This window comes from Amycolatopsis thermophila (assembly GCF_030814215.1).
Classification (GTDB): Bacteria; Actinomycetota; Actinomycetes; order Mycobacteriales; family Pseudonocardiaceae; genus Amycolatopsis_E; species Amycolatopsis_E thermophila.
Map to the genome: position 1 here is coordinate 3475469 of NZ_JAUSUT010000001.1, position 20883 is coordinate 3496351.

22 protein-coding genes and 1 pseudogene are annotated in these 20883 nt (G+C 73.3%); 7 read left to right on the plus strand and 16 right to left on the minus strand.

Features of this window, described 5'->3' with window-relative positions:
- Window position 1 precedes the first annotated feature (1 nt).
- Window positions 2–418, minus strand: coding sequence for a pyridoxamine 5'-phosphate oxidase family protein (locus FB470_RS17100; protein ID WP_306992743.1), 417 nt, complete (start codon window positions 416–418; stop codon window positions 2–4).
- Window positions 419–1366: 948 nt separating this feature from the next.
- Window positions 1367–2185 (minus strand): inositol monophosphatase family protein, encoded by an 819-nt coding sequence (locus FB470_RS17105; RefSeq protein WP_306992745.1) that lies wholly within the window; start codon window positions 2183–2185, stop codon window positions 1367–1369.
- A gap of 57 nt (window positions 2186–2242) precedes the next feature.
- Between FB470_RS17105 and FB470_RS17110 the strand changes: the two genes are divergently transcribed.
- Window positions 2243–2746: an FBP domain-containing protein gene (locus FB470_RS17110; RefSeq protein WP_306992747.1), complete on the plus strand. Its 504-nt coding sequence runs from the start codon at window positions 2243–2245 to the stop codon at window positions 2744–2746.
- Here the strand turns inward: FB470_RS17110 and FB470_RS17115 are convergent.
- A complete protein-coding gene (locus FB470_RS17115) occupies window positions 2739–5330 on the minus strand; it encodes a bifunctional FO biosynthesis protein CofGH (RefSeq protein WP_306992748.1) in 2592 nt (863 codons plus the stop codon). The two genes, FB470_RS17110 and FB470_RS17115, sit on opposite strands and share 8 nt — an antisense overlap.
- 146 nt (window positions 5331–5476) lie before the next feature.
- Between FB470_RS17115 and FB470_RS17120 the strand changes: the two genes are divergently transcribed.
- Window positions 5477–7063, plus strand: coding sequence for an IS1634 family transposase (locus FB470_RS17120; protein ID WP_306992750.1), 1587 nt, complete (start codon window positions 5477–5479; stop codon window positions 7061–7063).
- Here the strand turns inward: FB470_RS17120 and FB470_RS17125 are convergent.
- Window positions 7051–8268 carry an MFS transporter gene (locus FB470_RS17125; RefSeq protein ID WP_306992752.1) on the minus strand — a complete coding sequence of 406 codons (1218 nt, stop codon included), beginning with the start codon at window positions 8266–8268 and terminating at the stop codon, window positions 7051–7053. The genes FB470_RS17120 and FB470_RS17125 overlap by 13 nt on opposite strands.
- Before the next feature lie 280 nt (window positions 8269–8548).
- Here FB470_RS17125 and FB470_RS17130 point away from each other — a divergent pair, with 280 nt between their 5' ends.
- Window positions 8549–8692: a hypothetical protein gene (locus tag FB470_RS17130; RefSeq protein WP_306992754.1), complete on the plus strand. Its 144-nt coding sequence runs from the start codon at window positions 8549–8551 to the stop codon at window positions 8690–8692.
- A 20-nt stretch (window positions 8693–8712) separates the two neighbouring features.
- Here FB470_RS17130 and FB470_RS17135 read toward each other — a convergent pair whose 3' ends face one another.
- From FB470_RS17135 to FB470_RS17145, 3 genes and pseudogenes are all read right to left on the minus strand, one after another.
- Window positions 8713–8838, minus strand: coding sequence for a transposase (locus FB470_RS17135; protein ID WP_370876479.1), 126 nt, complete (start codon window positions 8836–8838; stop codon window positions 8713–8715).
- A gap of 27 nt (window positions 8839–8865) precedes the next feature.
- A pseudogene (locus FB470_RS17140) lies at window positions 8866–9045 on the minus strand (transposase); the annotation flags it as partial.
- A 19-nt stretch (window positions 9046–9064) separates the two neighbouring features.
- Window positions 9065–10666, minus strand: a complete 1602-nt coding sequence (locus FB470_RS17145) for a RecQ family ATP-dependent DNA helicase (protein WP_306992756.1) — start codon at window positions 10664–10666, stop codon at window positions 9065–9067.
- 50 nt (window positions 10667–10716) lie between these two features.
- On the opposite strand from FB470_RS17145, the gene FB470_RS17150 reads away from it, so the two are divergent.
- The gene (locus FB470_RS17150; RefSeq protein ID WP_306992757.1) at window positions 10717–11238 is read left to right on the plus strand and encodes an NUDIX hydrolase; all 522 of its coding nucleotides are present in this window, start codon (window positions 10717–10719) and stop codon (window positions 11236–11238) included.
- 22 nt (window positions 11239–11260) lie between these two features.
- Here the strand turns inward: FB470_RS17150 and FB470_RS17155 are convergent, their stop codons facing one another.
- Genes FB470_RS17155 through FB470_RS17170 form a run of 4 tightly spaced genes read right to left on the minus strand, consistent with a single transcriptional unit; the run spans window position 11261 to window position 14815 of the window.
- Complete coding sequence (locus FB470_RS17155) at window positions 11261–11584, minus strand: hypothetical protein (RefSeq protein ID WP_306992759.1); 324 nt, start codon at window positions 11582–11584, stop codon at window positions 11261–11263.
- 18 nt (window positions 11585–11602) lie between these two features.
- Window positions 11603–13135: a glycoside hydrolase family 13 protein gene (locus tag FB470_RS17160; RefSeq protein ID WP_306992761.1), complete on the minus strand. Its 1533-nt coding sequence runs from the start codon at window positions 13133–13135 to the stop codon at window positions 11603–11605.
- Window positions 13132–13572, minus strand: a complete 441-nt coding sequence (locus FB470_RS17165; protein WP_306992762.1) for a hypothetical protein — start codon at window positions 13570–13572, stop codon at window positions 13132–13134. Before FB470_RS17165 ends, FB470_RS17160 begins: the two co-directional genes overlap by 4 nt.
- A gap of 37 nt (window positions 13573–13609) precedes the next feature.
- Window positions 13610–14815 (minus strand): site-2 protease family protein, encoded by a 1206-nt coding sequence (locus FB470_RS17170; protein WP_306992763.1) that lies wholly within the window; start codon window positions 14813–14815, stop codon window positions 13610–13612.
- A gap of 143 nt (window positions 14816–14958) precedes the next feature.
- Between FB470_RS17170 and FB470_RS17175 the strand changes: the two genes are divergently transcribed.
- Window positions 14959–15348 carry a hypothetical protein gene (locus tag FB470_RS17175; RefSeq protein ID WP_306992765.1) on the plus strand — a complete coding sequence of 130 codons (390 nt, stop codon included), beginning with the start codon at window positions 14959–14961 and terminating at the stop codon, window positions 15346–15348.
- Between the two features lie 39 nt (window positions 15349–15387).
- On the opposite strand, the gene FB470_RS17180 is transcribed toward FB470_RS17175, so the two are convergent.
- The 3 genes from FB470_RS17180 to FB470_RS17190 all read right to left on the minus strand — a co-directional run bounded on the left by FB470_RS17180 (window position 15388) and on the right by FB470_RS17190 (window position 17274).
- Window positions 15388–15597, minus strand: a complete 210-nt coding sequence (locus FB470_RS17180) for a hypothetical protein (RefSeq protein WP_306992766.1) — start codon at window positions 15595–15597, stop codon at window positions 15388–15390.
- Window positions 15594–16499: a PfkB family carbohydrate kinase gene (locus FB470_RS17185; RefSeq protein ID WP_306992768.1), complete on the minus strand. Its 906-nt coding sequence runs from the start codon at window positions 16497–16499 to the stop codon at window positions 15594–15596. The genes FB470_RS17180 and FB470_RS17185 overlap by 4 nt, the downstream gene beginning before the upstream one ends.
- A gap of 301 nt (window positions 16500–16800) precedes the next feature.
- Window positions 16801–17274: a hypothetical protein gene (locus FB470_RS17190; RefSeq protein ID WP_306999320.1), complete on the minus strand. Its 474-nt coding sequence runs from the start codon at window positions 17272–17274 to the stop codon at window positions 16801–16803.
- A gap of 157 nt (window positions 17275–17431) precedes the next feature.
- Between FB470_RS17190 and FB470_RS17195 the strand changes: the two genes are divergently transcribed.
- Window positions 17432–18457: a glycosyltransferase family 4 protein gene (locus FB470_RS17195; protein WP_306992770.1), complete on the plus strand. Its 1026-nt coding sequence runs from the start codon at window positions 17432–17434 to the stop codon at window positions 18455–18457.
- A gap of 701 nt (window positions 18458–19158) precedes the next feature.
- Here the strand turns inward: FB470_RS17195 and FB470_RS17200 are convergent.
- Window positions 19159–19578 carry a MarR family winged helix-turn-helix transcriptional regulator gene (locus FB470_RS17200; protein ID WP_306992771.1) on the minus strand — a complete coding sequence of 140 codons (420 nt, stop codon included), beginning with the start codon at window positions 19576–19578 and terminating at the stop codon, window positions 19159–19161.
- Between the two features lie 75 nt (window positions 19579–19653).
- Between FB470_RS17200 and FB470_RS17205 the strand changes: the two genes are divergently transcribed.
- The gene (locus FB470_RS17205; protein ID WP_306992773.1) at window positions 19654–20259 is read left to right on the plus strand and encodes a maleylpyruvate isomerase family mycothiol-dependent enzyme; all 606 of its coding nucleotides are present in this window, start codon (window positions 19654–19656) and stop codon (window positions 20257–20259) included.
- Here FB470_RS17205 and FB470_RS17210 read toward each other — a convergent pair.
- Window positions 20256–20717 (minus strand): DUF4383 domain-containing protein, encoded by a 462-nt coding sequence (locus tag FB470_RS17210; protein WP_306992775.1) that lies wholly within the window; start codon window positions 20715–20717, stop codon window positions 20256–20258. The two genes, FB470_RS17205 and FB470_RS17210, sit on opposite strands and share 4 nt — an antisense overlap.
- Between the last annotated feature and the right edge of the window lie 166 nt (window positions 20718–20883).

A 20883-nucleotide genomic window follows, 5' to 3' on the forward strand; every position in this document is an offset into this window, starting at 1 on the left:
GTTACCCGGCGGCCAGCCGCCGTCCGGACACGACCTCCAGTGGGATCCGGATCCACCGGTCGTCCGCCGTGCTCACCGGCCACGCGCTCGCCGGCTCACGCGTCGCGCGCGCCCGGCCCAGGACCGTCACCCACCAGCCGGAACGCAGGTCCTCGTCGAAACCGTCGGCCTCGAACGCGACGACGCCGTCGCTGGCGGCGGTGAACAGCGGGCTCCCCGCGGTCGCGCCGAACGACACGGCCTCGGCGCACAGGGCGAACCGCACCGGCTGGACGGCGGGCAAGCCGCGGGCGGTGAACACGACACGACCGATCCCCGCGGTGGCCAGCAGCGCCAGGCACTGGTCGCGACCCAGGACTTCCAGACCGAAGGGATCGAACATCGACGTGACCGGTCTTTCGCGGGCGGGGAACGTCACGCGCACCACGATCACCCCGGTGCGGGCGGGCCGGTAGGGCCATTGGGCCCGGTGCCGCGCGGGGAGGCCGGTGGGTGCGTGTCGGGGTTCCCGGGCCGCGTGGGGTGGGTAGGCGGGTCAGCTGGTGGCGGGGGCGCGGTTGGGAGTGGGTGGGTCGTGGGCCGGGGTGGCGGCTGGGATGCGGGGCTAGTGGTGGTGTAGGCGCGGCCGGGTGCGGGGCCATTGGTGGTGCAAGGGCGGCGGGGCACGGGTCAGCGGTGGGGCAGCCGGGGTCGTGGGTGCTGTGCCCGCGCGGGTGGGTGGGCCGGTGGAGCTGGTGGTGGGGTGAGGTTGGTGGTCGTCCCGGCCACGCGGGGTGGGTGCGGGTGGTGGAGCTGGTGGCGCGCGGTTGGTGGGCCGTTCGTGGGCCGGCGGTGAGGTGGGTGTTTCCGCCCGCGTGGGGGTGGGGGCGGCTGGTGGTGGGCGATTCGCGGGCCAGGGTGCGGCCCGGGCGGTGGGGGATCGCGGGGTGAGTGCGGCTGGTGGTGCGTGGTTCGTGGGCCGGGGTGGGCGGGGCAGGGCGGGGGCGTGCCTGCCCCGCGTGGGGCCAGGTGCGGCTGGTGGGCAGGTGGTCCCGGCTGGGCGGCGGCAGCACGGTGAGCCGGGTGCGGCTGGGGGAGTTGGTGGTGGCGGTTGGCGGGTCTCCGGGCGCCGGCCGGTGGTGGGGCAGGCCGGGATGGGTGGGTGCCCTGCCCGTGTGGGGTGGGTGCGTGCGCGGGTCCCAGGACGGGCCGGCGGTGGGATGGCGTGGGCGTTCCGACCGCGTGGGGCCAGGTGCGGCTGGTGGGCAGGTGGCCCCGGCCGGGACGCGGTACCGCGGTGAGCCGGGTGCGGGTGGGGTGAGCCGGGTGCGGGTGGGGGAGATGAGCCCAGCCGCCGTGGCTCGCGCGGTCAGTCACCGGCCCAGCGTCAGCCGAGGATCGTGGCCGCCAGTTCGTCCGCCAGGGCGGGCGTTGCGGCGGCGATGCCGGACCAGCGGCGGGTCAGGTCGGGGTCGATCGCCAGCTCCCGGCCGTGCACGTCGATGACCGCGCCGCCCGCGGCGGGCACCGTCACCATCGCCGTGGCGAGGTCGACCAGCCGGTGCGTGTCGGAGCCGGGGTCGCAGAACGCGTCGACCGAACCTTCGGCCACCAGGGCGCACTCCAGCACCGTCGTGGACAGGATCCGCACGCGCCCGGCCCGCGAGGCGACCCGCATCCACGCCTCGGCGCTGCGCTCGTGCGGACGGAGCAGGTTCACCGTCGCGCCGGTCAGGCTCGCGCGGCCGGTCGTGCGGTAGGGCACCGGCTCGCCGGCGCGGGCGTGCCACGCGCGACCGGTGTCCAGCCACACCGTCAGTGCCTCGGTCGCCCGCCCGTCGACCGCGACCGTGCCGCCGAAACAGCACAGCGGCACCCCGGCGGCCGCGTTGTTGGACCCGTCGACCGGGTCGACGACGAGCGTCACCGCCGAGCCGTTGTCGACGAACCCGACCTCCTCGCTGAGCAGGTTCACCCGGTGCCGGTTCGCCTCCTCGGCGATCGCGTCCTCGACGATCTCGTCGACCCGCATCGTCGGGGTGCCGTCCGCGCCGTCGGCCACCTTTTCCGCCAGCTCGGCCCGGGTGTGCCGACGGCGGGCCTCGCCGTAGGCCGCACTCGCGGCGCGGGCCATCGCGGCCAGGGCCGGGTGGACGTGCTCGGGCAGGTCCGGTGCGGGCACCGGCCAGGCGATCTTCGTGCTCATCAGCGCCGATCGTAATCGAGTTGCCCGATCGCGGCGGTGCCCCGGATCATCAACCCCGTGCTACCGCTCGACGAAGACCGCATCCGCACATCGTTCATCAACTGCTCGAAGGGGGAGGCGCGCCGGCTGTCGCTACCGCCCGGCCTGGCCGGGCTTGACTGGTCCGAAGTGGACTTCCTCGGGTGGCGGGACCCCAAGGCGGGGCAGAACGCCTACCTCGTGGCGCCGTACGGGGACGACGTCGTCGGCATCGCGATGCGGGCGGCGGCCAAGCACCGCAGTTCGCTCAAATCGTCCCTGTGCGCGTTCTGCGGGACCATCCACGCCGCGACCGACGTGACGCTGTTCGCGGCTCGCCGGGTCGGTGCGGCGGGCAAGCAGGGCAACACCGTCGGCACCTACGCGTGCGCCGACCTGGCCTGCGGCCTGTACCTGCGCGGCAAGCGCCGCCCGGCGGTGCACAATCCGGTGGACCGCGCACCGCTCGAGCAGCGCGTCGAACGCACGCTGGCCAACATCGGCCGCTTCCTCGACGAGGTCGCCACCGACAACGTCAGCTGACGACCGGCAGCGACAGCGGGCGCCGGACGGCCTGGGCAACGCCGTCGGAGGCCAGTGCCGCGGCCACGCGGTCCGGCGACGGGCGGCCGTACGTCGTCGTGCGCTGGACCAGCGGACGGCCGATCGGGGCGACCATCTTCTCCAGCTCGCTGATCGTCTTGTACGAGCCGTTGTCCGCGCCCGCCATGCGGCTGATCGTCTCCTCCATCAGCGTGCCGCCGAGGTCGTTCACCCCGCCGTTCAGCACGTCGCGGCAGGTGTCCTCGCCCAGCTTCACCCACGAGCACTGGATGTTGTCGATCAGCCCGTGCAGCAGGATCCGCGCCAGCGCGTGCACCGCCCGGTTCTCGCGCCTCGTCGGACCGGGGCGGGACAGCCCCGCCAGGTAGATCGGTGCGTTCTGGTGGATGAACGGCAGCAGCACGAACTCGGTGAACCCGCGCCGCCCGGTCTTCTCCAGCGCCCGACGCTGCAGGTCGGCGATCAGCTTGATGTGCCCGACCCAGTGCGCGGGCGTGTCCACGTGCCCGTACATCATCGTCGACGTCGTCGGGATGCCCAGCTCGTGCGCGGTCGAGATCACCTCGATCCAGCTCGAGGCCGGCAGCTTGCCCTTGGTGAGCACCCACCGCACGTCATCGTCGAGGATCTCCGCCGCCGTGCCCGGCAGCGAGTCCACACCGGACTCGTGCGCGCGCGTCAGCCAGTCGCGAATGGACAGGTTGGTCCGGGACGCGCCGTTGACGACCTCCATCGGGCTGTAGGAGTGCAGGTGGATGTCCGGCTGCCGCCGCTTCACCTCGGCCGCCAGGTCGAAGTACGCCGTGCCGGGCATGTCCGGGTGGATGCCGCCCTGCATGCAGATCTCCGTCGCCCCGGCCTCCCAGGCCTGGTCGACCCGCTCGCCGACCTGCGACAGCGACAGCGTGTAGGCGTCGGCGTCCGTCCGCCGTTGCGCGAACGCGCAGAACCGGCACCCGGTGTAGCAGACGTTGGTGAAGTTGATGTTGCGCGTCACCACGAACGTGACGTCGTCGCCCGTGACGTCGCGGCGCAGCCCGTCGGCCAGTGACGCCAGGGCCTCCAGCTCGGCACCGTCCGCGTGCAACAGTGCGAGAGCGTCCTCATCGGACAGACCGGCCGGGTCGCGTTCGGCGCGCCGCAACGCTTCCGCGATGTCGGTGTCCATCCGCCGCGGTGCGCTCGGGACCTTCTCGGCGAGTTCGGCCCACTCGCCGTAGACCGAGTCGAAGTCGCTGCGCCGGTCGTCCGTGCGGCCGGTGGTGTCGACCTCGACGTGCAGGTCGGTCCGGCCGGTGCCGGCCTGGTCCTGCCAGCCGCCGTCCGGCTCCTGCCACGGCCGCCCCGCCGGCACGGCGTCCTCGCGCGCCAGCCCGGTCGCCGGGTCGGCCAGCGCGGCGACGTGACCTGCCACGCGCGGGTCCAGCCACGGTTCGCCCGCGGTCAGGTACTCGGGGTAGATCGTCAGCCGCTCGCGCAACGTGTAGCCGGACGCCGCGGTCTGCCGCGCCAGCTCGTCGATCTGCGGCCACGCCCGCTCGGGGTTGACGTGGTCGGGGGTCAGCGGCGACACGCCGCCCCAGTCGTCGATCCCCGCGCGCAGCATCAGGTCGTACTGGCTGCCGATCAGGTTCGGCGGCGCCTGGATGCGCATCTTCGGGCCGAGCACGAGCCGCGCGACGGCGATCGTCGCGGCCAGCTCCTGCAGGTCGGCGTCGGGGGTCGCGCGCATCTTGGTGTCCGGCTTGGCGCGGAAGTTCTGCACGATGACTTCCTGGATGCCGCCGTACTGGCGCGCCACCTTGCGGATCGCGAACAGCGCGTCCGCGCGCTCTTCGTAGTTCTCCCCGATCCCGATCAGGATGCCGGTGGTGAACGGCACCGACGACCGGCCGGCGTCCTCCAGCACACGCAGCCGCACGGCCGGATCCTTGTCCGGCGAGCCGTAGTGCGGGCCGCCGCGCTCGCTCCACAGGCGCGTCGCGGTGGTCTCCAGCATCATGCCCATCGACGGCGCGACCGGCTTGAGCCGCTGGAAGTCCTGCCAGGTCAGCACGCCGGGGTTGAGGTGCGGCAGCAGGCCGGTCTGCTCGAGCACCAGGATCGCCATCGCCCGCACGTACGACAGGGTGTCGTCGTAGCCGTGCGCGTCGAGCCACTCGCGGGCCTGCTTCCACCGGTCCTCGGGCCGGTCGCCGAGGGTGAACAGGGCTTCCTTGCAGCCCATCGCGGCGCCCTGCCGCGCGATCTCGAGCACTTCGTCCGGCGACAGGAACGGCGCGTCCAGTTTGCCCGGAACCGTCGCGAACGTGCAGTACCCGCACCGGTCCCGGCACAGCCGGGTGAGCGGGATGAACACCTTGCGGCTGTAGGTGATGATGCCGTCGCGGCCGGCTTCGGCCAGGCCGGCGTCGCGGATGCGGGAGGCGTGCTCGGACAGCGTTCCGAGGTCTTCGTCGCGCGCGTGCAGCAGCACGGTCGCCTCGGCGATGTCGAGGGTCTTGCCGTCGCGGGCACGGGCCAGCGCGCGACGCATCGCGGAGGCGGTGGGAGCGGATGCCATACCGGAAACGCTAGGACCGGCCCCGGTGGCGTGCCAGGACCCGGCCGCACAAGATCGGCCACACCGGGCCGTCACGACCCTGTTTCCGCTGCTCACCGTGCCCGTCGTCATTGCGCGGCGGGGGCTGCGAGCGTATTACCTAAAGTATGGCTTCGGTGATCGGCAAGCGGGTCGGCGGCAGGACCTACTACTACCTGGCGCACACCGGGCGGGTGAACGGCAAGCCGCGGATCACCTCGCAGCGTTACCTCGGGACGGCGGAGGACATCGCGGCGGCGCTCGACGGCGCGGCCGGTTCCCCGGACGGCACGCGGCACCTCGCGTTCGGTGACGTCGCCGCGGTCTGGTCCACCCTGGAGCGGCTCCAGGTGCGCGCGACGATCGACGAGGTTCTGGGCTCCCGCACGGCGAAAGTGTCCGTCGGGACGTACTTCGCGCTGTCCGTGCTGCACCGCGCGACCGCGCCGGGCACGGAGCTCGCGCAGTGGTGGGCGGACAGCGCCGCGAGCCGGTTCGTCCGCCCCCGGATCGCGGCGGCCGCGGTGCGGGACGAGGAGTTCTGGCGTGCGACGCGACGGCTGACGCGCGCGCAGCTGGAGCGGATCGAGGCGGCGGTGTCGGCGCGGGTGCGCGACCACCTCGACGACCCGACCCTGCTCGCGGTGGACGTGCCGAACTTCGCCACCTACGCCGAGTCGGAGACCGCCGTGGCGGCCCCGGCCGGCCTGAGCACGGTGGTCACGCGGGACGGCGCCATCCCGCTGGCGTCGACGGTCTACCGGCGCGAGGGCGCGGTGCCGTTCGGGGTGGCGGCCGAGCAGCTGGCCGCGCGAGCGGCGGGCCCGGTGACCCTCGTGTTCGAAACCGGGCAGCACGCGCAGCTGGACCTGGACGACGGCAGGCACTTCGTCGGTGCGCTGCCCCTGGGCGACTACCCCGAGCTCCTCGCGCGTCCGGCGTCGGCGCGGCGCCCGGTCGACCCGGACCGCTTCGCCGGGGTGACGGCACTCGACACGCAGGCCGTGGTGTCCGGCGCGAGCCGCCGGGTGGTCCTCACGCACTCGGCCAAGCTGCACGCCGCCCAGGCGCGCGGGTTCGCTCAGGCGCTGACCAGCGCGACGCGGCAGCTCGACGGTCTCGCGCTGGCGCTGGAGGCCGGCACCAACCGCAGGCCACGCGAACAGGTGATGACCGAGATCGCCCGCATCACCCGGGTGCGCTGGGTCGATCGCGTGGTGTCGACCCGGCTGACGGGTGTGCGCCCGGCCGAGCTCCGCCTGTCGTGGCGGGTCGACGAGAACGCCCGCGCACGGCTCGACGAGGAGTTCTTCGGCAAGCAGCTGCTGGTCACCGACCACGACTGGCCGGTCGCCGACGTCATCACCGCCTACCGCGCCCGCTACCACCTCGACTCGACGTTCCGGCAGCTCAACGGCCCGTTCGTGGCGGCGTCCGCGCCGCGGCGGTACTGGACCGAGCACCGGATCGCGGTGCACTCGCTGGTCAGCGTGCTCGCCACCGCGGTCACCCACGTCATGCGGCAGGACGCCGACCGGGCCGGGCTCGACCTGTCCGTGCGCGAGCTGCTGGACCTCCTGTCGCGGATCGGCGAGACGGTGCTGCGCTACCCCTCGACCGGCGGGCGGCCCCGCACCCGTCGGCTGCTGACGTGCCGGGACCCGGTGCAGCAGAAGCTGTTCGACCTGTTCGGCCTGGACGCCTACGCGCCCTGACCGGGCTTCCGCGGCAGCAGGAACGGGGTGCCGAGGAGCAGGACCCCGGCCAGGGCGAGCGCCGCCCGCGGGCCGGTGAGCTGCGCCAGCAGGCCCCACACCAGGGTGAGCACCGCGATGCTGGTGCTGGTGGTGATCGACCAGGCGGTGAGCATGCGGGCGTGCCGGCCGGGGTCGGTCGAGGTCAGCCGGTGCGCGGCGAAGACCGAGTTGAACAGGCTCGCGCAGGTGATCAGCCCGAGTTCGGTGACCATCACGATCAGCAGCCCGGCGGTGCCCGGCTGGACGAACGCGAGCCCGAGCGGCCAGCAGGCGCGGAGGGTGCCGAACACGCGCAGCGCGGTGGGCTCGCCCCAGCGCGCCGCGACCCGGCGGGCGAGCCGCGACCCGATCAGGCCGCCGACGCACGGCACGGCGAACGCCAGACCGTACTGCCAGGCCGGGAACCCGAGGTGACCGAGCATCAGCACCGCCAGCACCGGTTCCCCGGCCATGATCAGGCCGTTGACCAGCGCGGTGTTGACGAAGAACCGCCGCAGGGCCGGGTGGGTCAGGATGTAGCGCCAGCCCTCAGCGAGGTCGCGCCAGCGGGTCGTCTTCGCCAGGCCGGCGGGCCGCTCGGGGTGCCGGATGGCGGCGATGCCGAGCGCGGAGAGCAGGTAGCTCACCGCGTCGGCGAGGACGGTGGTCACCGGACCCATCAGGCCGATGGCGGCGCCGCCCACGGGCGGCCCGATGATCGTGGCCGACCAGGTGGTGGACTCGAACCGGCTGGTGGCGACCAGGAGCCTGCCCGCCGGGACGACCGTCTTGAGGTAGGCGCCGCTCGCGGCCGTGAACGCGATCTTCGCCGCGGCGGTGACGACGGCGACCACCAGGAGCTGCGCGAACGACAGCACACCCAGCCAGTAGGCCGGCGGGATGGAGCCCAGCGCGGCGAAGCGGAGGACGTCCACGGCGATCATGACCGGCCGCTTGGCGCGGAACTCCATCCACGCGCCGACCGGGACCGCCAGCAGCGCGCCGATCGCGAGCCCGGACGCCGACAGCGCGGCCACCTCGGCCGGCCCGGCCTGCAGCACCTGCACGGCGACGATCGAGAACGCGCCGAACCCGAGGCCGGTCCCGTAGGCGCTCACCGCGTAGGCGGCCCACAACCAGCCGAACGAGCGGCCCAGGCGCGCCTTGCGTTCTGTTTTCAGCACGGGCGAAGGAAACCCGATGGCGGCGGGCGACCACAAACAACGGATCGCGCGGGGTGTCACAACCAGCCGTTGTGGCTGCCGGGCGGAGGCGAGCGCGTGGTGTGGCCGGGCGTGCGGTGCCGGGTGGGCTGAACTGAACCCGCGGGTACGAGGGTGACTGGCGGGTGCGGTGTGCGCGCGTTGGGTGAACCGGGGTGTCCCCATGGGGTTGTCGAGCGGCAGTGGTCGTAGGAGCGGGGTGTTGAAGCCAGATGAGCAGGCTGGCCAGGTCGATCATGCCGTGGTAGGAGGAAGGATCCGCTCGCCCCCGGTGTGCGGACGGCTCGTCCGGCGATCAAGCTCGTCGATCGCGTCGGCGACCACCCGCACCGTCGGCACCAGCATGCTCAAGGTGCCGTTGCGTGACCAGCGCCAGGACCGGTGATAGACCGTCTTCCACGGCCCCTAACGCTCGGGCAGGTCCCGCCACGCCACCCCCGTTTTGGCCTTGAACAACATCCCGTTGATGACCCGGCGGTCATCAACCCGCGGACCGCCCCTCACACCCGACATCCGCAGCAACGGCTCCATCGCCGAACCCACTTCGAGGACAGGTCCTAGGCCGATGAGCGTGGCGTCGTGTTTCTTGCCTTCGTCGCGTTTGCGCTGGTAGTAGGCCCCGCTGGTGGGGTCGGACAGGGCGGCGATGCTGGCGTAGGCTTCCAGGTGGGCCGAGGATGTGAAGGCGGAGGCGTCGCCGATTTCCAGCAGGATCCGCGCGGCGGTCCTGCCTGAGCCAACGGGGTGCGCTGACCGGTCATTCCTCGGTGAGCAGGCCCCGTTCGCGCACCGCGGGCAGGGACAGCGAGCGGTATCCCGCCTCCTCGAACAGCACCGTGACGCGGTCCGCCTCCCGGCGGACCACCTGCCCCGGCCCCCACTCCGCGTGCCGGACGTTCGTGCCCGGCTGGAATTCCCCGTCGGACGGTGCCCGGTCCTGCGCCGTGCCCGCGTCGCACGTGTCGCAGAAGCCGCACGGCTCGTCCAGCGTTTCGCCGAAGTAGCCCAACAGGAACTGGCGCCGGCACGAGGTCGCCTCGGCGTACTCGCGCATGACCTCGACCCGGGACCGATCGAGCTTGGTGCGGTGTTCGGCCACCGCGGCGGCGCGTTCGGCGGCCTCCCCGGGATCGGTGCCGTCGTAGCCGAACCCGCCCTGCTCGGTCTCCTCGACCAGCCCGGACTGCTCCAGCAGGTTCAGGTTGTTCATCGCGCGGCGATGCGACTGGTCCACCTCGCCGTCGATCTCCTGTGGACTGGCCGGGCCGTCCTGCTCGCGCAGGGTCTCGGCGAGTTCCTGGATGCCCTCGGCGTCGAACCGCCGTGCGGTGAGGAACCTCTGCAGGCCCAGATCCTCGGGCCGGTAGAACAGGAGCGCGTCGGCGCGTTCGCCGTCCCGCCCGGCGCGGCCGATCTGCTGGTAGTACGAGTCGACCGATTCCGGTGTGGACGCGTGCACGACGAACCGCACGTTCGGCTTGTCGATGCCCATGCCGAACGCCGACGTGGCCACCACGACCTCGACCCGGTCCTCCAGGAAGTCGTCGTGCACGCGCTTGCGGTCGGCCGCCTTCATCCCGGCGTGGTAGGCGACCGCGCCCAGTTCCTCCGCGTAGCGTTCGCTGTCCTTGCGCGTCGCGGCGTAGACGAGGCCGGGCTTGGGCGCCTCGCGCACCCACCGCAGCACGGCGGCGCGCTTGTCCTTCTCGTCGGTGGCGCGGTGCACCGCGAGGTAGAGGTTCGGCCGGTCGAACCCGGACACCACGCGCAGCGGATCCCGCAACCCGAGGTGCTCGACGATGTCGTCGCGCACCGGGCCACCCGCGGTCGCGGTCAGCGCGAGCACGCGGGGGTGGCCGAGCCGCTCGATGGCGTGCCCGAGGCGGAGGTAGTCGGGGCGGAAGTCGTGGCCCCAGGCGGAGACGCAGTGCGCCTCGTCGACCACGAACAGGCTCGGGCGGATTTCGTCCAGCTGCTCCAGCACCTCGTCCTTGGCGAGCTGTTCCGGTGCCAGGAACAGGTACTCGGCGTCGCCCTCGGTGACCGCGTCCCACGCCCGGCCGGTGGTCCTGGCGCTCTGGGTGGAGTTCACCGCGACGGCGTCCGGCGCGTCGCTGTCCTCGATCTGGCCGACCTGGTCGCGTTGCAACGCGGTCAACGGCGACACGACGAGCGTCGGCCCGTCCAGCAGCAGCGCCGGAACCTGGTAGATCGCCGACTTGCCGGAACCGGTGGGCATCACGGCGAGCACGTCGCCGCCGTCGAGGAGGTGTGCCATCGCGGTCAGCTGGTCGTCGCGCAGGTCCGGCCAGCCGAAGGTGTCGCGCGCGGTCCGGCGGAGTTCGTCGTGTCTGGACACCGGCGGGGTGTTCCCGCCCGGGGTGGGCGGAAACGTCGTAGGCTGCGGGCATGCTGGAGGGATACCGGGCGCGGGACGAGGTCGAGAGCGCCGATCTGGCGCGGATCCGGGAGTTGCTGGCCACCGCCGAGGATCCGTTCGCGCGGGACACCCCGTTGCACGTCACTGGTTCCGCGGCGATCGTGCACCCGGACAGCGGGCGCGTGCTGTTGCGGTGGCACGCGCGTCAGCAGGCGTGGTTGCAGGTCGGCGGGCACGGCGATCCGGGCGAGACGGACCCGCTGGACATCGCGCTGCGCGAGGGCCGCGAGGAGACCGGGCTGACCGATCTGGTGCCGTGGCCGACGGCGGCGCCGTTGCACACCGTGATCGTGCCGGTACCGGCCAAGGGTGCCGAGCCCGCGCACGAGCACGCGGACCTGCGGTTCGTCCTGGCGACGCGGGAGCCGGACGCGGCGCGTCCCGAGAAGCCGGACGCCCCGCTCAAGTGGCTACCCCTCGACGAGGCGATCGACGCGGTGACGGAGGACAGCCTGCGCGAGACGCTCCGGCGGGTGCGGGAACTCCGCTAGGCTGCGGTGCTTCGGGCTCGCCCTAGCGGCCCCGGTGCGGGGTCTGGTCCGCGACGCCGTGACGCAGCGGCGTGTTCGGCTCGGCCGCGGTCTGCTCCTTCGCGGGGGAGCCGCCGCGGTGGCCGGTGACCTCGGGGATCTCGGTGTGCTCGCCGCCGGACGGTTCGGCGCCCTCGTCGAGCTGGCGTTTGCGGACGCGGAACAGTTCCAGCACCGGGAGCCGGTTGGCGTGCTTGAGCTCGTACGACATCAGCTGGTCGAGCTGCGCGGAGTCCAGCGAGCGGATGCGGTGCTGCAGCGAGGCCAGGGGCAGTTCGTCGTACTCGGGCAGTGGTAGCTCGGACATGTCGTAGGGCGTACCCGCTCAGACGGCCAGCCACACCGCCGAGTCGGGTGCCAGCACCTCGCCCGGGTCGCCGGGGTCGCTCGCGAGCAGGACCTTCCGGTGCGGTGGCAGCGCGACCGCCGCCTCGCCGAGGTTCACCACGCACACCACCCCGGGGTCGCGGCGGAAGGCCAGCACCTCCGGTTCACTGTCCAACCAGGACAGTTCGCCGTCGCCGAGCGCCGGGTTCTCCTTGCGGATCCGCAACGCCTCCCGGTAGAGGCTCAGCGTCGAGCCGGGGTCGTTCTCCTGCGCGGCCACGGTTTTCGCCGACCAGCGGGCCGGCTGGGGCAGCCACGGCGTCCCCGTGGTGAACCCGAACGGCGGTGACGCACCGGACCACGGCAGCGGCACCCGGCAGCCGTCGCGGCCGCGGCGCGTGCGGCCCGACCGTTCCCACGTCGGGTCCTGCAGCACCTCCTCCGGCAGGTCCTCGATCTCCTCGAGCCCGAGCTCCTCGCCCTGGTACAGGTAGGCGCCGCCGGGCAGGGCCAGCATCAGCAGCAACGCCGCCCGCGCCCGCGGCAGCCCGCCCCGGTAGCGCGTCACGTGCCGTGTCACGTCGTGGTTGGACAGCACCCAGGTGGCGGGTGCGCCGACCGCCGACAGCGCCTCGATGCTGGCGTCGATCACCGCCCGGAACCGGCCGGCCCGCCAGGGGCAGCGCAGGAAGTCGAAGTTGAACGCCGTGTGCAGCTCGTCGGGCCGCACGTACCGCGCCAGCCGCCGCGGGTTGTCCACCCAGGCTTCTGCGACGAAGATCCGGTCGTCACCGTAGTGCCGCGCCAGTTCCCGCCACGACCGGAAGATCTCGTGCACGCCCGGACGGTCCCAGTGCGGGTGGTCGCTGCGGTCCGGCGGCTCGACGAGGCCCTCGTGGTCCAGACCGAGGTCCGGCAGCGCGGGGTCCTTGACCATGCCGTGCGCCACGTCGATCCGGAACCCGTCCACGCCGCGGTCGAGCCAGAACCGCAGCACGTCCAGGAACTCGGTGCGCACCTGCGGGTGGTCCCAGTTCAGGTCGGGCTGCGCGGCGTCGAACAGGTGCAGGTACCACTGGCCGTCGTCCACCCGGGTCCACGCCGGGCCGCCGAACACGCTGCGCCAGTCGTTGGGCTCGTCGCGGAAGACGTACCGGTCCCGCTCCGGTGCGCCCGGCCCGGCGTCGAGCGCGGCCCGGAACCACGGGTGCCGGTCGCTGGTGTGGTTGGGCACGATGTCGACGATGATCCGCAACCCGTGGTCGTGCGCCTCGCGGATCAGCGCCTCGGCGTCGGACAGCGTGCCGAACACCGGGTCGATGTCGCGGTAGTCGGCGACGTCGTAGCCGCCGTCGGCCATCGGGGACGGGTACCAGGGCGTGATCCACAGCGCGTCCACGCCGAGCCCGGCCAGGTACGGCAGTTTCGCGCGGAGGCCGGCCAGGTCGCCGATCCCGTCGCCGGTGCCGTCGGCGAAGCTGCGGATGTAGACCTGGTAGATGACGGCGTCCCGCCACCACCCGCCGCTCACGCGTGCAACAGGTCGTGGGCCCAGGACACGAGGTGGACCAGCGCGTCGACCTGTCCGCACGGATCCGGGTCCCCGGTGATGAACTCCAGCTGCGCGTCCACCCCCGCCGCGTCGTGGTTGAGTTCGGCGAGGACGGCGCGCAGCACGGCCCGCAGCGGCGGCTGGAGCTCGTCGATCTGGACGTCCCCGGCGTCCTCGTCGGCCAGCGCCACCGTGAACAGGTCACCGGCGTCGGGTGCCGCCCGGTCCCGTACGAGCCGGGCGGTCACCGTGACCAGTTCCGCGCACAGCGGCCGCAGCAGGCCCGCCTCGGGTGCGTCGGCGCCGATCATCCTGGGCAGCAGCCGGGACACGGACTCGAAGTCCTCCCGGCCGAGGTCGTCCACGAGCTGATCCGCCAGGCGCCGGACGTCTCGCTGGGTGTTTTCGTGGCTCATCGGAGAGTGGGATTCCCGCGCTCGCGGGGACCGAAACTCACGGCCAGCGCTGCGCCGCCGGGCGGCCCAGCGGCGGGCTGGAGGGGGTGCGGGCGACGGCGACGTCGGCGCCGCCGTGCCAGTCCACGCCGAGGCCGCGCAAGGTGACCGCGCGGCTGATGTCGGACGGCGAGACGATGCCGACGAGGCGGTCGGCGTCGAACACGAGCGCCCGCCCGTCGGCGCACCCGGACATCCGGGGCAGCAGCGCGAGCAGCGGTTCGTCCGGTGTGGCCCGCGGGATTTCCGTTGGCGGGCAGGCGATTTCGCCGAGGAGCGTGTTCGGGCGGTACTCCGGCGGCACCGCCCGCATGCGGGTCAGCGTGACCAGCCCGGCGAACCGGCCGACCGGGTCGACGAGCGGATAGGCCGAGTGCTGCCGCTGCATGGCGTTGTCCCGCAGGAAGGTCGCGACCGTGGTGGCGGCCGGCGCGGTCACCGGCCGCGTGGTCATCACGTCCCGGACCCGCATCGCGGCCAGGCTGGTGCCCAGTTCGGCGTCGCGCTCCTCGGCCAGGGCCAGGTTCACGATGAACAGGCCGACCAGCAACGGCCACACCCCCAGCCCGACCGGCCCGCGCAGCAAGGTCAGCACGCCCAGCCCGATCACCGCGAACCCGAGGAACCGGGCGGCGCGGGCGCTGCCCAGGGTGGCGCGGTGCCGGTCGCCCCACGCCGCCCACAGGATCGACCGCAGCACGCGCCCGCCGTCCAGCGGGGCGACCGGGATCAGGTTGAACACCGCGAGGGTCAGGTTCAGCACCGCGAGGTAGCCGAGCACGGCGCCGGACAGCGAGGTGCCGATCGGCGAGGTCATCCACGTGGCGAACCCGAAGATCGCCGCGAGCAGCAGGCTCACCAGCGGTCCCGCGAACGCGACACGGAACTCCACGCCGGGTGAGCGTGGTTCGCCACGCAGCCGCGCCACCCCGCCGAGCAGCCACAAGGTCACCTCGCGGACCTCCAGCCCGGACCGCCGGGCCACCAGCGCGTGCGCGAGTTCGTGCGCGCACAGCGAAACCGCGAACAGCGCCGCGGTGATCAGCCCCGCCACGACGTAGGCGAAACCCCCCTGCCCCGGCGCGAGCTGCGGCCACTGGGTGAACGCCAGCGCGACGACCAGCACCCCGGCCATCCCGAGGACGCTCCAATGCAGACCCACCCGGATGCCTTCGAACCGGCCCAGCCACACCGTCGACGCCATGATCTCTCCCCTTCCCCTGGTGCCCCGCACCACCTACCCGCCACGGACCGTTACTGAACGTTTTCAGCGCCACGGTTTGGTTTCGGCCCGGAACGGGAAGGCTCAAGCACCGACGACCGGCGTGAGACAGGGGACCGGCGAACATGGACGTGTCACGGAACAGTGAGGTGGCGGCCAGCTGCGGGGGGCTGGCGGAACAGGCCCAGCAGGCGACGCGTGGGTTGTACCACCGCGCCTCGGGGGTGGGCGGTGTAACCGGCATCGACGGTGCCGACGAGATCTTCCAGGTGCTCGGATCACTCAAGCTGCTGTCGCAGAACGTGGCGCGCAGCCTGCCCGAACTCGGCACCTGGCTGGAACGGCAGTTGTGGCTCGGGAACCTGGACGTGCCCGGTGATCAGGGCGGGTTCGAAACCCTGGTCACCTCGGTCTTCGACGCGACCGCCGCGCTGGCGCGCGCGCAGGAGATCACGGTGCAGCTGTGCCAGGAACTCGCCACGGCGCAGGCGGCGGCCAAGGAGCTGTCGTACTGACCGGCCGGCCGTGGCGCCGACGCCTCCGGCGACCCACGCTCAAGAACGCGGCGCGGGGATCTCCGGGAACGGGGTGTGCGCCCGGCAGTTCGTGCAGACCAGCAGGGTCGCGAGCGCCTCGCCGGCTTCGTCGACGAGCTTGGCGATCCGCAGGGCGGGGTAACCGCATTCTTCGCACGGCACCGGGGGCGCCGCGCGGTCCGGGGCGATCAGTATCCGGGTTGCCGGTCGGGGCTGGCTGAGGGTCATGGTTGCTTCCGCGACTCGAGGATGCCGGGGTTGAGCCGGGGCCGTCCCCCGGCGTGTTCGGTTGTGCTCGCCGCTGCCGCGACCGCCGCCCGTGCGGCGGTGCGCAGCTCCTGACCGCGCGTGAGTGCGCAGGTCAGGGTCGCGACCAGGGCGTCTCCCGCGCCGGTGGTGTCGACGACGTCCGCGTCGTCGTGCGGGAGGAACTCGTAGCCGGCCCGGCTGACGAACACGTTGCCGTGCCCGGCCACTTCGAGTACTGCCAGATCGAGCCCGTGCGCGAGCAGCATAACGCCCGCTTTGACCCCTTCGGCCACATTGCCGACGGGCTGTCCGGTGAAAATCTCGGCTTCGTGCGCGTCCGCGCGCAGGATGTCGGCGCAGGCGAGCAGGTCCTCGTCGGCGGGGACGCCGTCGAGCACCACCCGCGCGCCGCCTTCCCGGGCGATCCGGGCGGCGGTCCGGACGGTCGCCGCGGGCTGCTGGAGCTGGAGGACGACCGAGGACGCGCCGCGCAGCAGACCGGCCGCGGCGAGCACGTCGTCTTCGGTGACGAGGACGTCGTCAGGGATGTCCTCGAGGTAACGCCACTGGCCGTGGTCGTCGACGACGTTCACGATGAGCGCGGAGCGTGCGTGCTCGCGCACCACGGAGCGGGAGACGTCGATGCCGTCGGCGGCGGCGTGCGCGAGGAGGTCGTGCCCGGCGCGGTCGTCGCCCACCACGGCGAGCAACGCGACCGGCACGCCGAGTTGCGCGACGCCGACCGCCTGGTTCGCACCCTTGCCGCCGAGCACCTCGTCCCGCGAGCGCACCGCGGCCGCGGTGCCCGCCGCCGGGGCGTCCGCCACGCGCAGGACGAGGTCACGGGCGATCTGCCCGACCACGACCACCTCTGGTGTCACGGCGGCAGCAGTACCCGATTCCGAATCGGACTAATCAACCCGAACGGGCTTATCTCTGTTAGAGGGCGGCGGCCTCGCCGCGGAGAGCGCTGTCAAGGGGCTGGGTGACCGGCTCGTCGTCCGGCCGAGCGTGCCGCGGGGGCGTATCGCGCCGGGCACCGGCGGTGAGGGCCGGACCGCCCCACTTCGGTTCCCGGCCGGCGTCGTCGAGGCGGTGCCTGCCCATGGTGTCCTCCCGGTTCGTACCTGGGCGCGGAATACCCCTCGGCGGTTCCGCTACACCTGCCCCCGGACGGGTGGGTCAGCGCCGGCGCTTCCGGACGGTCGCGGAGAAGGTCGCGGCGGTGACGAAGCCGTACGCGACGTGCGGCACCAGGTCGCTGAGCCAGTCGGCCAGGCTCCACTTCCGCGGGTCGGTGATGCGCAGGACGGTCATCGGCCCGTTGGCCGCGACCAGGGCGGCGCCGGTCGCGGCGAGCCCGCCGGTCAGGACGTCCGGCCGCCAGCCCGCGCCGTGCAGCGCGCCGTAGGCCGCGCCGACCGCGGTACCGGTGGCGAGCCCGAGGAGCGCGCCGAGACCGCTTTCCCGGGCCTGCCGGTGCTGCTCGTCGCCCGGGACCCGGGTGCCGAGGGCGTGTGCGATCTTGCGGACGGATTCCTCGGGAGTCGTGCTGGGCGGCCGTCCGCGCACCGCCATGTCGGCGTAGGTCGTGGCGTTGAGCGCGGTCGCCCCGGCCGCTCCGGCCGCGGCGCCCCGCAGGATCGCGTTCAGCATTTCCGGCGGATACCCGTGCGGATCGCGCGCAACCGCCTTGACCTCTCGCGTCATCGGCAGGAGCATCGTCGGGCGGCGTCACACTCCAGGGTGAAAACGTGTGAGTGATCAAGGAACGGGTAGCTGTTTCCCGGTATGCCGACTACGTGGAGTGGCGATGGAACGCCTGAACGTGGCAATGGTGGTGGACAACGCCTCATTCGGCAGCGCCGAGGTCTACATCCGGCGGCTGCTGCGTTTCCTGCCGCCCGAGGTCGCCCCGAGCCTGGTGGTGAGCGAGAACCTGGCCGGCGCGTTCCCGGAGCGGGTGCCGGTGCAGGTCGTGCCGTCCGCGCTGGGCAGCATGTGGGCGCCGCAGGTCGAGGCGGCGCTGCGGGCGCTGGCGCCGGACGTCGTGCACGTCAACCTGGTCGACGCGGGGGTGAACCTGGCCGCGGTGCAGGCGGCGGAGGCCGTGGCGCCGACCGTGGCGACCCTGCACCGGGCCGGTGGTGCGCCCGCGGCGAGCGTGGTGTGGGACTGCTACCGCCGGCTGGCGCGGGCGGTGGCGCCGTCGCGGGTCGTCGAGGCGAAGCTGCGCGAGCTGGGGACGCCGGCCGAACGCATCAGCCGCGTCCGGCCCGGCGTGGAGATCCCGGACGCGCCGGTGCGGGTCGCGGAGCGGACCCCCGTGGTCATCGGTGCGATCGGCGGGGTGACCGGGCCCGATCTGCTGCCCGCGGTGGCCGCCCTGCACCGCCGGGGCCGCGCGGTGCGGGTGCTGGTGGCCGGTGACGGGCGGGACCTGGCCGAGCGCGCACGGGGGCTGCCGGTGCGGTTCCTCGGGCGGTTGCGGGACGTAAGCGCTTTCTTGCGCGAGCTGGACGTGTTCTGCCTGCCGTCGCGGCGGGACACGCTGTCGCTGGCCGTGTTGGAGGCGATGGCGCACGGGCTGCCCTGCGTGACCACGGCGGTCGGCGACGCGGTCGAGGAGCTGGCCGGCGCCGCGATGATCGTGCCGCCCGGCTCGGCGGACGCCCTGACGGCGGCGCTGGACCTCGTCACCACCGACGGCGCGCTGCGCCGCAAGCTCGCCGAAGCCGCCCGGGCGCGCGCCCAGCGGGACTACGACGTGCGCCAGACGGCGGCCTCGATGGCGGCGACGCTGGTGGCCGCACACGCGGTGAGCAGCCCGGTGCGCTGAGGGCTGCTGGGGTGGCGCGGGGCGTGTCGGGGGGTGGGCGGCCGGTTCGGTGAGGAGCTGGCTGGGCGTGGGTTGCCTGGGGGTGCGCGGTGCCGTGGATGGTGGGCGGCGCGGGCTGGGCGGGAAGGTGGCTCGGCCGTGGGGGTGGTGCGATGCGTCGCGGGCGGCCGAGTTCGGTGAGGATTTGGCTGGGCGTGGGCGGCGTGGGTTGCGTGGGAGTGCGCGGTGCCGTGGATGGTGGGCGGCGCGGGCTGGGCGGGAAGGTGGCTCGGCCGTGGGGGTGGTGCGATGCGTCGTGGGCAGCCGGTTCGGTGAGGAGCTGGCGGGGCGCGGCCGCGTGGGGGGTGCGCTGTGCCGTGGACGGCCCGGCGGGAAGGTGCCTCGGCCGTGGGGGCGGTGCGCTTCGTCGTGGGCGGCCGGGCGCGGTGAGGAGCCGGCGCGAGCGCATGGGGCGGTGAACTGCGGGCAGCCGGGTCCGATGAGGAGCCGGCACGGTCCGAACGGGCGATCCGCCGTGTCGTGAACGCTGAGCAGCTGGCTGGGCCTGCCCACGCCTTGTGACGCCGGGGGCGCCGCGCACCCGTCCGAGGGCCGCCCGCGCTGCGTGGCGAGCGGTGGCGCAGGGTGGCAGTTGTGGGGCGCGCTGCACCGTGCCTCTCCGGCGTGCCGGGCCGCGCACCCTGCCGCCGCAGGGCGTCCGGTCAGCGGTAGGGGTCGGTGATCTCGCAGAGCTTCCCCAGCGCCTCGCGCAGCTGGGTCATCCGCCGCTTGCCCACGTGCTCCTCCCACTCCTTCTCGATGCGCGCGATCTCGTCCTCGGCGATCGGCGCCGCCGCGCGGGCCTTCGCCGTGGCCTGGATCAGCCGCGCCCGGCCGTCGGTCGGGTCCGGGACCCGCCGCACGTACCCGGCCCGCTCCAGCTGGTCGACCAGGAACCCGGCGGTCTGCTTGGTCACCTGCGCCGCCTCGGCCAGCTCGGTCAGCCGGCTCCCGCCCGGGTTGAGCCGCTGCAGCAGCCGCGCCTGCGCGAGCGTGACGTCGAACCCCGCGGCCCGGATCGCGGTCATCACCCGGTTCTCCAGGTGCCGGTACGGGATGTAGAGCAGCAGACCGGTGTTCACCGCGAACTCCTTGACGATGGTCAGAGACTCGGACTAATCTAGTCCGACTATCTTACCAGTTTCGGCGAGGTTCCCATGGACCACAACGACAAGTGGCTGGCGATCGACGCGGAACGCGCACGCCTTGCCGATCTCCTCGAGACCCTGACCGGCGCGGAGTGGACGCGCCCGTCGCTGTGCGCGGGCTGGACGGTGCACGACGTCGCCACCCACGTCGCGCTCGCGCCCCACACCTCGGTCGGCACCGTCCTCAAGGCGGCGGTCCGCGCCCGCGGCAGCTTCAACCGCATGGTCGACACGCTGACCAGGGCGGAGTCGGCGAAACGGTCACCGGCCGACGTCACCCGGATGCTGCGCGGCGGCGTCGGCGTGCGGCGGCTGGCGCCCGGGCAGACGCTGGACAACGCGTTGATGGACGTGCACGTCCACGCGCAGGACATCGCGATGCCGCTCGGCCGGCACCTGCCGATGCCGTCCGGTGCGGCGGTCGCGGCGGCCGAGCACCTGTGGGAGATCGGATTTCCCTTCCACGCCCGCAAACGGCTCACCGGTCACCGTCTCATCGCGACGGACGCCGAATGGAGCGCGGGCGAGGGTGCGGAGGTCCGCGGCCCGATCCAGGCGCTGGTCATGCTGCTGGCCGGGCGCACCGCGACGCTGCCCCAGCTGTCCGGGATCTAGGTGGCGCGGCTCTCCCGGCGGCGCTCGACGGCGGTGAGTCCCCAGCCGAGCGCGATCATGCCCACGCCCAGGGCCAGGTGCAGCCAGTTGTCGGCGTTGTTGAGGGGCACGAAGTTGGCGCCGCTGTGCTGGTCGATCGCGAGACCGTAGACCCACAGCACGAGGTACGCGAACCCGCCGATCACCAGGAACCCGCGGGACCCGCCCGGGCTGCGGGACAGCGCGAGCCCGATGATGCCGAACAGCAGGTGCACGATGTTGTGGAGGACCGACACGGCGAACACCCCCAGGAGCAGGGCGCCGGAGTGGTGCCCGGCGAAGGTGAGGTCGTCGTAGTGGCTCGTGATGCCCGGGATGAACCCGAGGACGCCGACGAGCAGGAACACCACGGCGACCAGGGCGGCCGCGGGCTGCACCGGCCGCCGTGTCGTCGCCGCGGTTGCGGAACGCCCGGTCATGGTCACTCCTTCAGGACGAAGTGAGCACCGGGTAACCCGGCCGTCCGCCGCGAAACGCGGTGAGCCACGCTGACGCGCCCTGACCCCGGTCGGGAGACTGCGCCTGGCGAGGCGGGTGGTCGCTGCGGCGGGCATGGCCGACCGGTCCAGCCGCCCGCCGCGTCCC

What these genes read in the sequence shown, in the direction of transcription:
- FB470_RS17105 (WP_306992745.1), bottom strand. Translation starts at nt 2,185, where the DNA reads ATGAGCACGAAGATCGCCTGGCCGGTGCCCGCACCGGACCTGCCCGAG.
- FB470_RS17115 (WP_306992748.1), bottom strand. Translation starts at nt 5,330, where the DNA reads ATGGCATCCGCTCCCACCGCCTCCGCGATGCGTCGCGCGCTGGCCCGT.
- FB470_RS17120 (WP_306992750.1), top strand. Translation starts at nt 5,477, where the DNA reads ATGGCTTCGGTGATCGGCAAGCGGGTCGGCGGCAGGACCTACTACTAC.
- FB470_RS17135 (WP_370876479.1), bottom strand. Translation starts at nt 8,838, where the DNA reads ATGGAGCCGTTGCTGCGGATGTCGGGTGTGAGGGGCGGTCCGCGGGTT.
- FB470_RS17150 (WP_306992757.1), top strand. Translation starts at nt 10,717, where the DNA reads ATGCTGGAGGGATACCGGGCGCGGGACGAGGTCGAGAGCGCCGATCTG.
- FB470_RS17155 (WP_306992759.1), bottom strand. Translation starts at nt 11,584, where the DNA reads ATGTCCGAGCTACCACTGCCCGAGTACGACGAACTGCCCCTGGCCTCG.
- FB470_RS17165 (WP_306992762.1), bottom strand. Translation starts at nt 13,572, where the DNA reads ATGAGCCACGAAAACACCCAGCGAGACGTCCGGCGCCTGGCGGATCAG.
- FB470_RS17170 (WP_306992763.1), bottom strand. Translation starts at nt 14,815, where the DNA reads ATGGCGTCGACGGTGTGGCTGGGCCGGTTCGAAGGCATCCGGGTGGGT.
- FB470_RS17175 (WP_306992765.1), top strand. Translation starts at nt 14,959, where the DNA reads ATGGACGTGTCACGGAACAGTGAGGTGGCGGCCAGCTGCGGGGGGCTG.
- FB470_RS17180 (WP_306992766.1), bottom strand. Translation starts at nt 15,597, where the DNA reads ATGACCCTCAGCCAGCCCCGACCGGCAACCCGGATACTGATCGCCCCG.
- FB470_RS17190 (WP_306999320.1), bottom strand. Translation starts at nt 17,274, where the DNA reads ATGCTGAACGCGATCCTGCGGGGCGCCGCGGCCGGAGCGGCCGGGGCG.
- FB470_RS17195 (WP_306992770.1), top strand. Translation starts at nt 17,432, where the DNA reads ATGGAACGCCTGAACGTGGCAATGGTGGTGGACAACGCCTCATTCGGC.
- FB470_RS17205 (WP_306992773.1), top strand. Translation starts at nt 19,654, where the DNA reads ATGGACCACAACGACAAGTGGCTGGCGATCGACGCGGAACGCGCACGC.
- FB470_RS17210 (WP_306992775.1), bottom strand. Translation starts at nt 20,717, where the DNA reads ATGACCGGGCGTTCCGCAACCGCGGCGACGACACGGCGGCCGGTGCAG.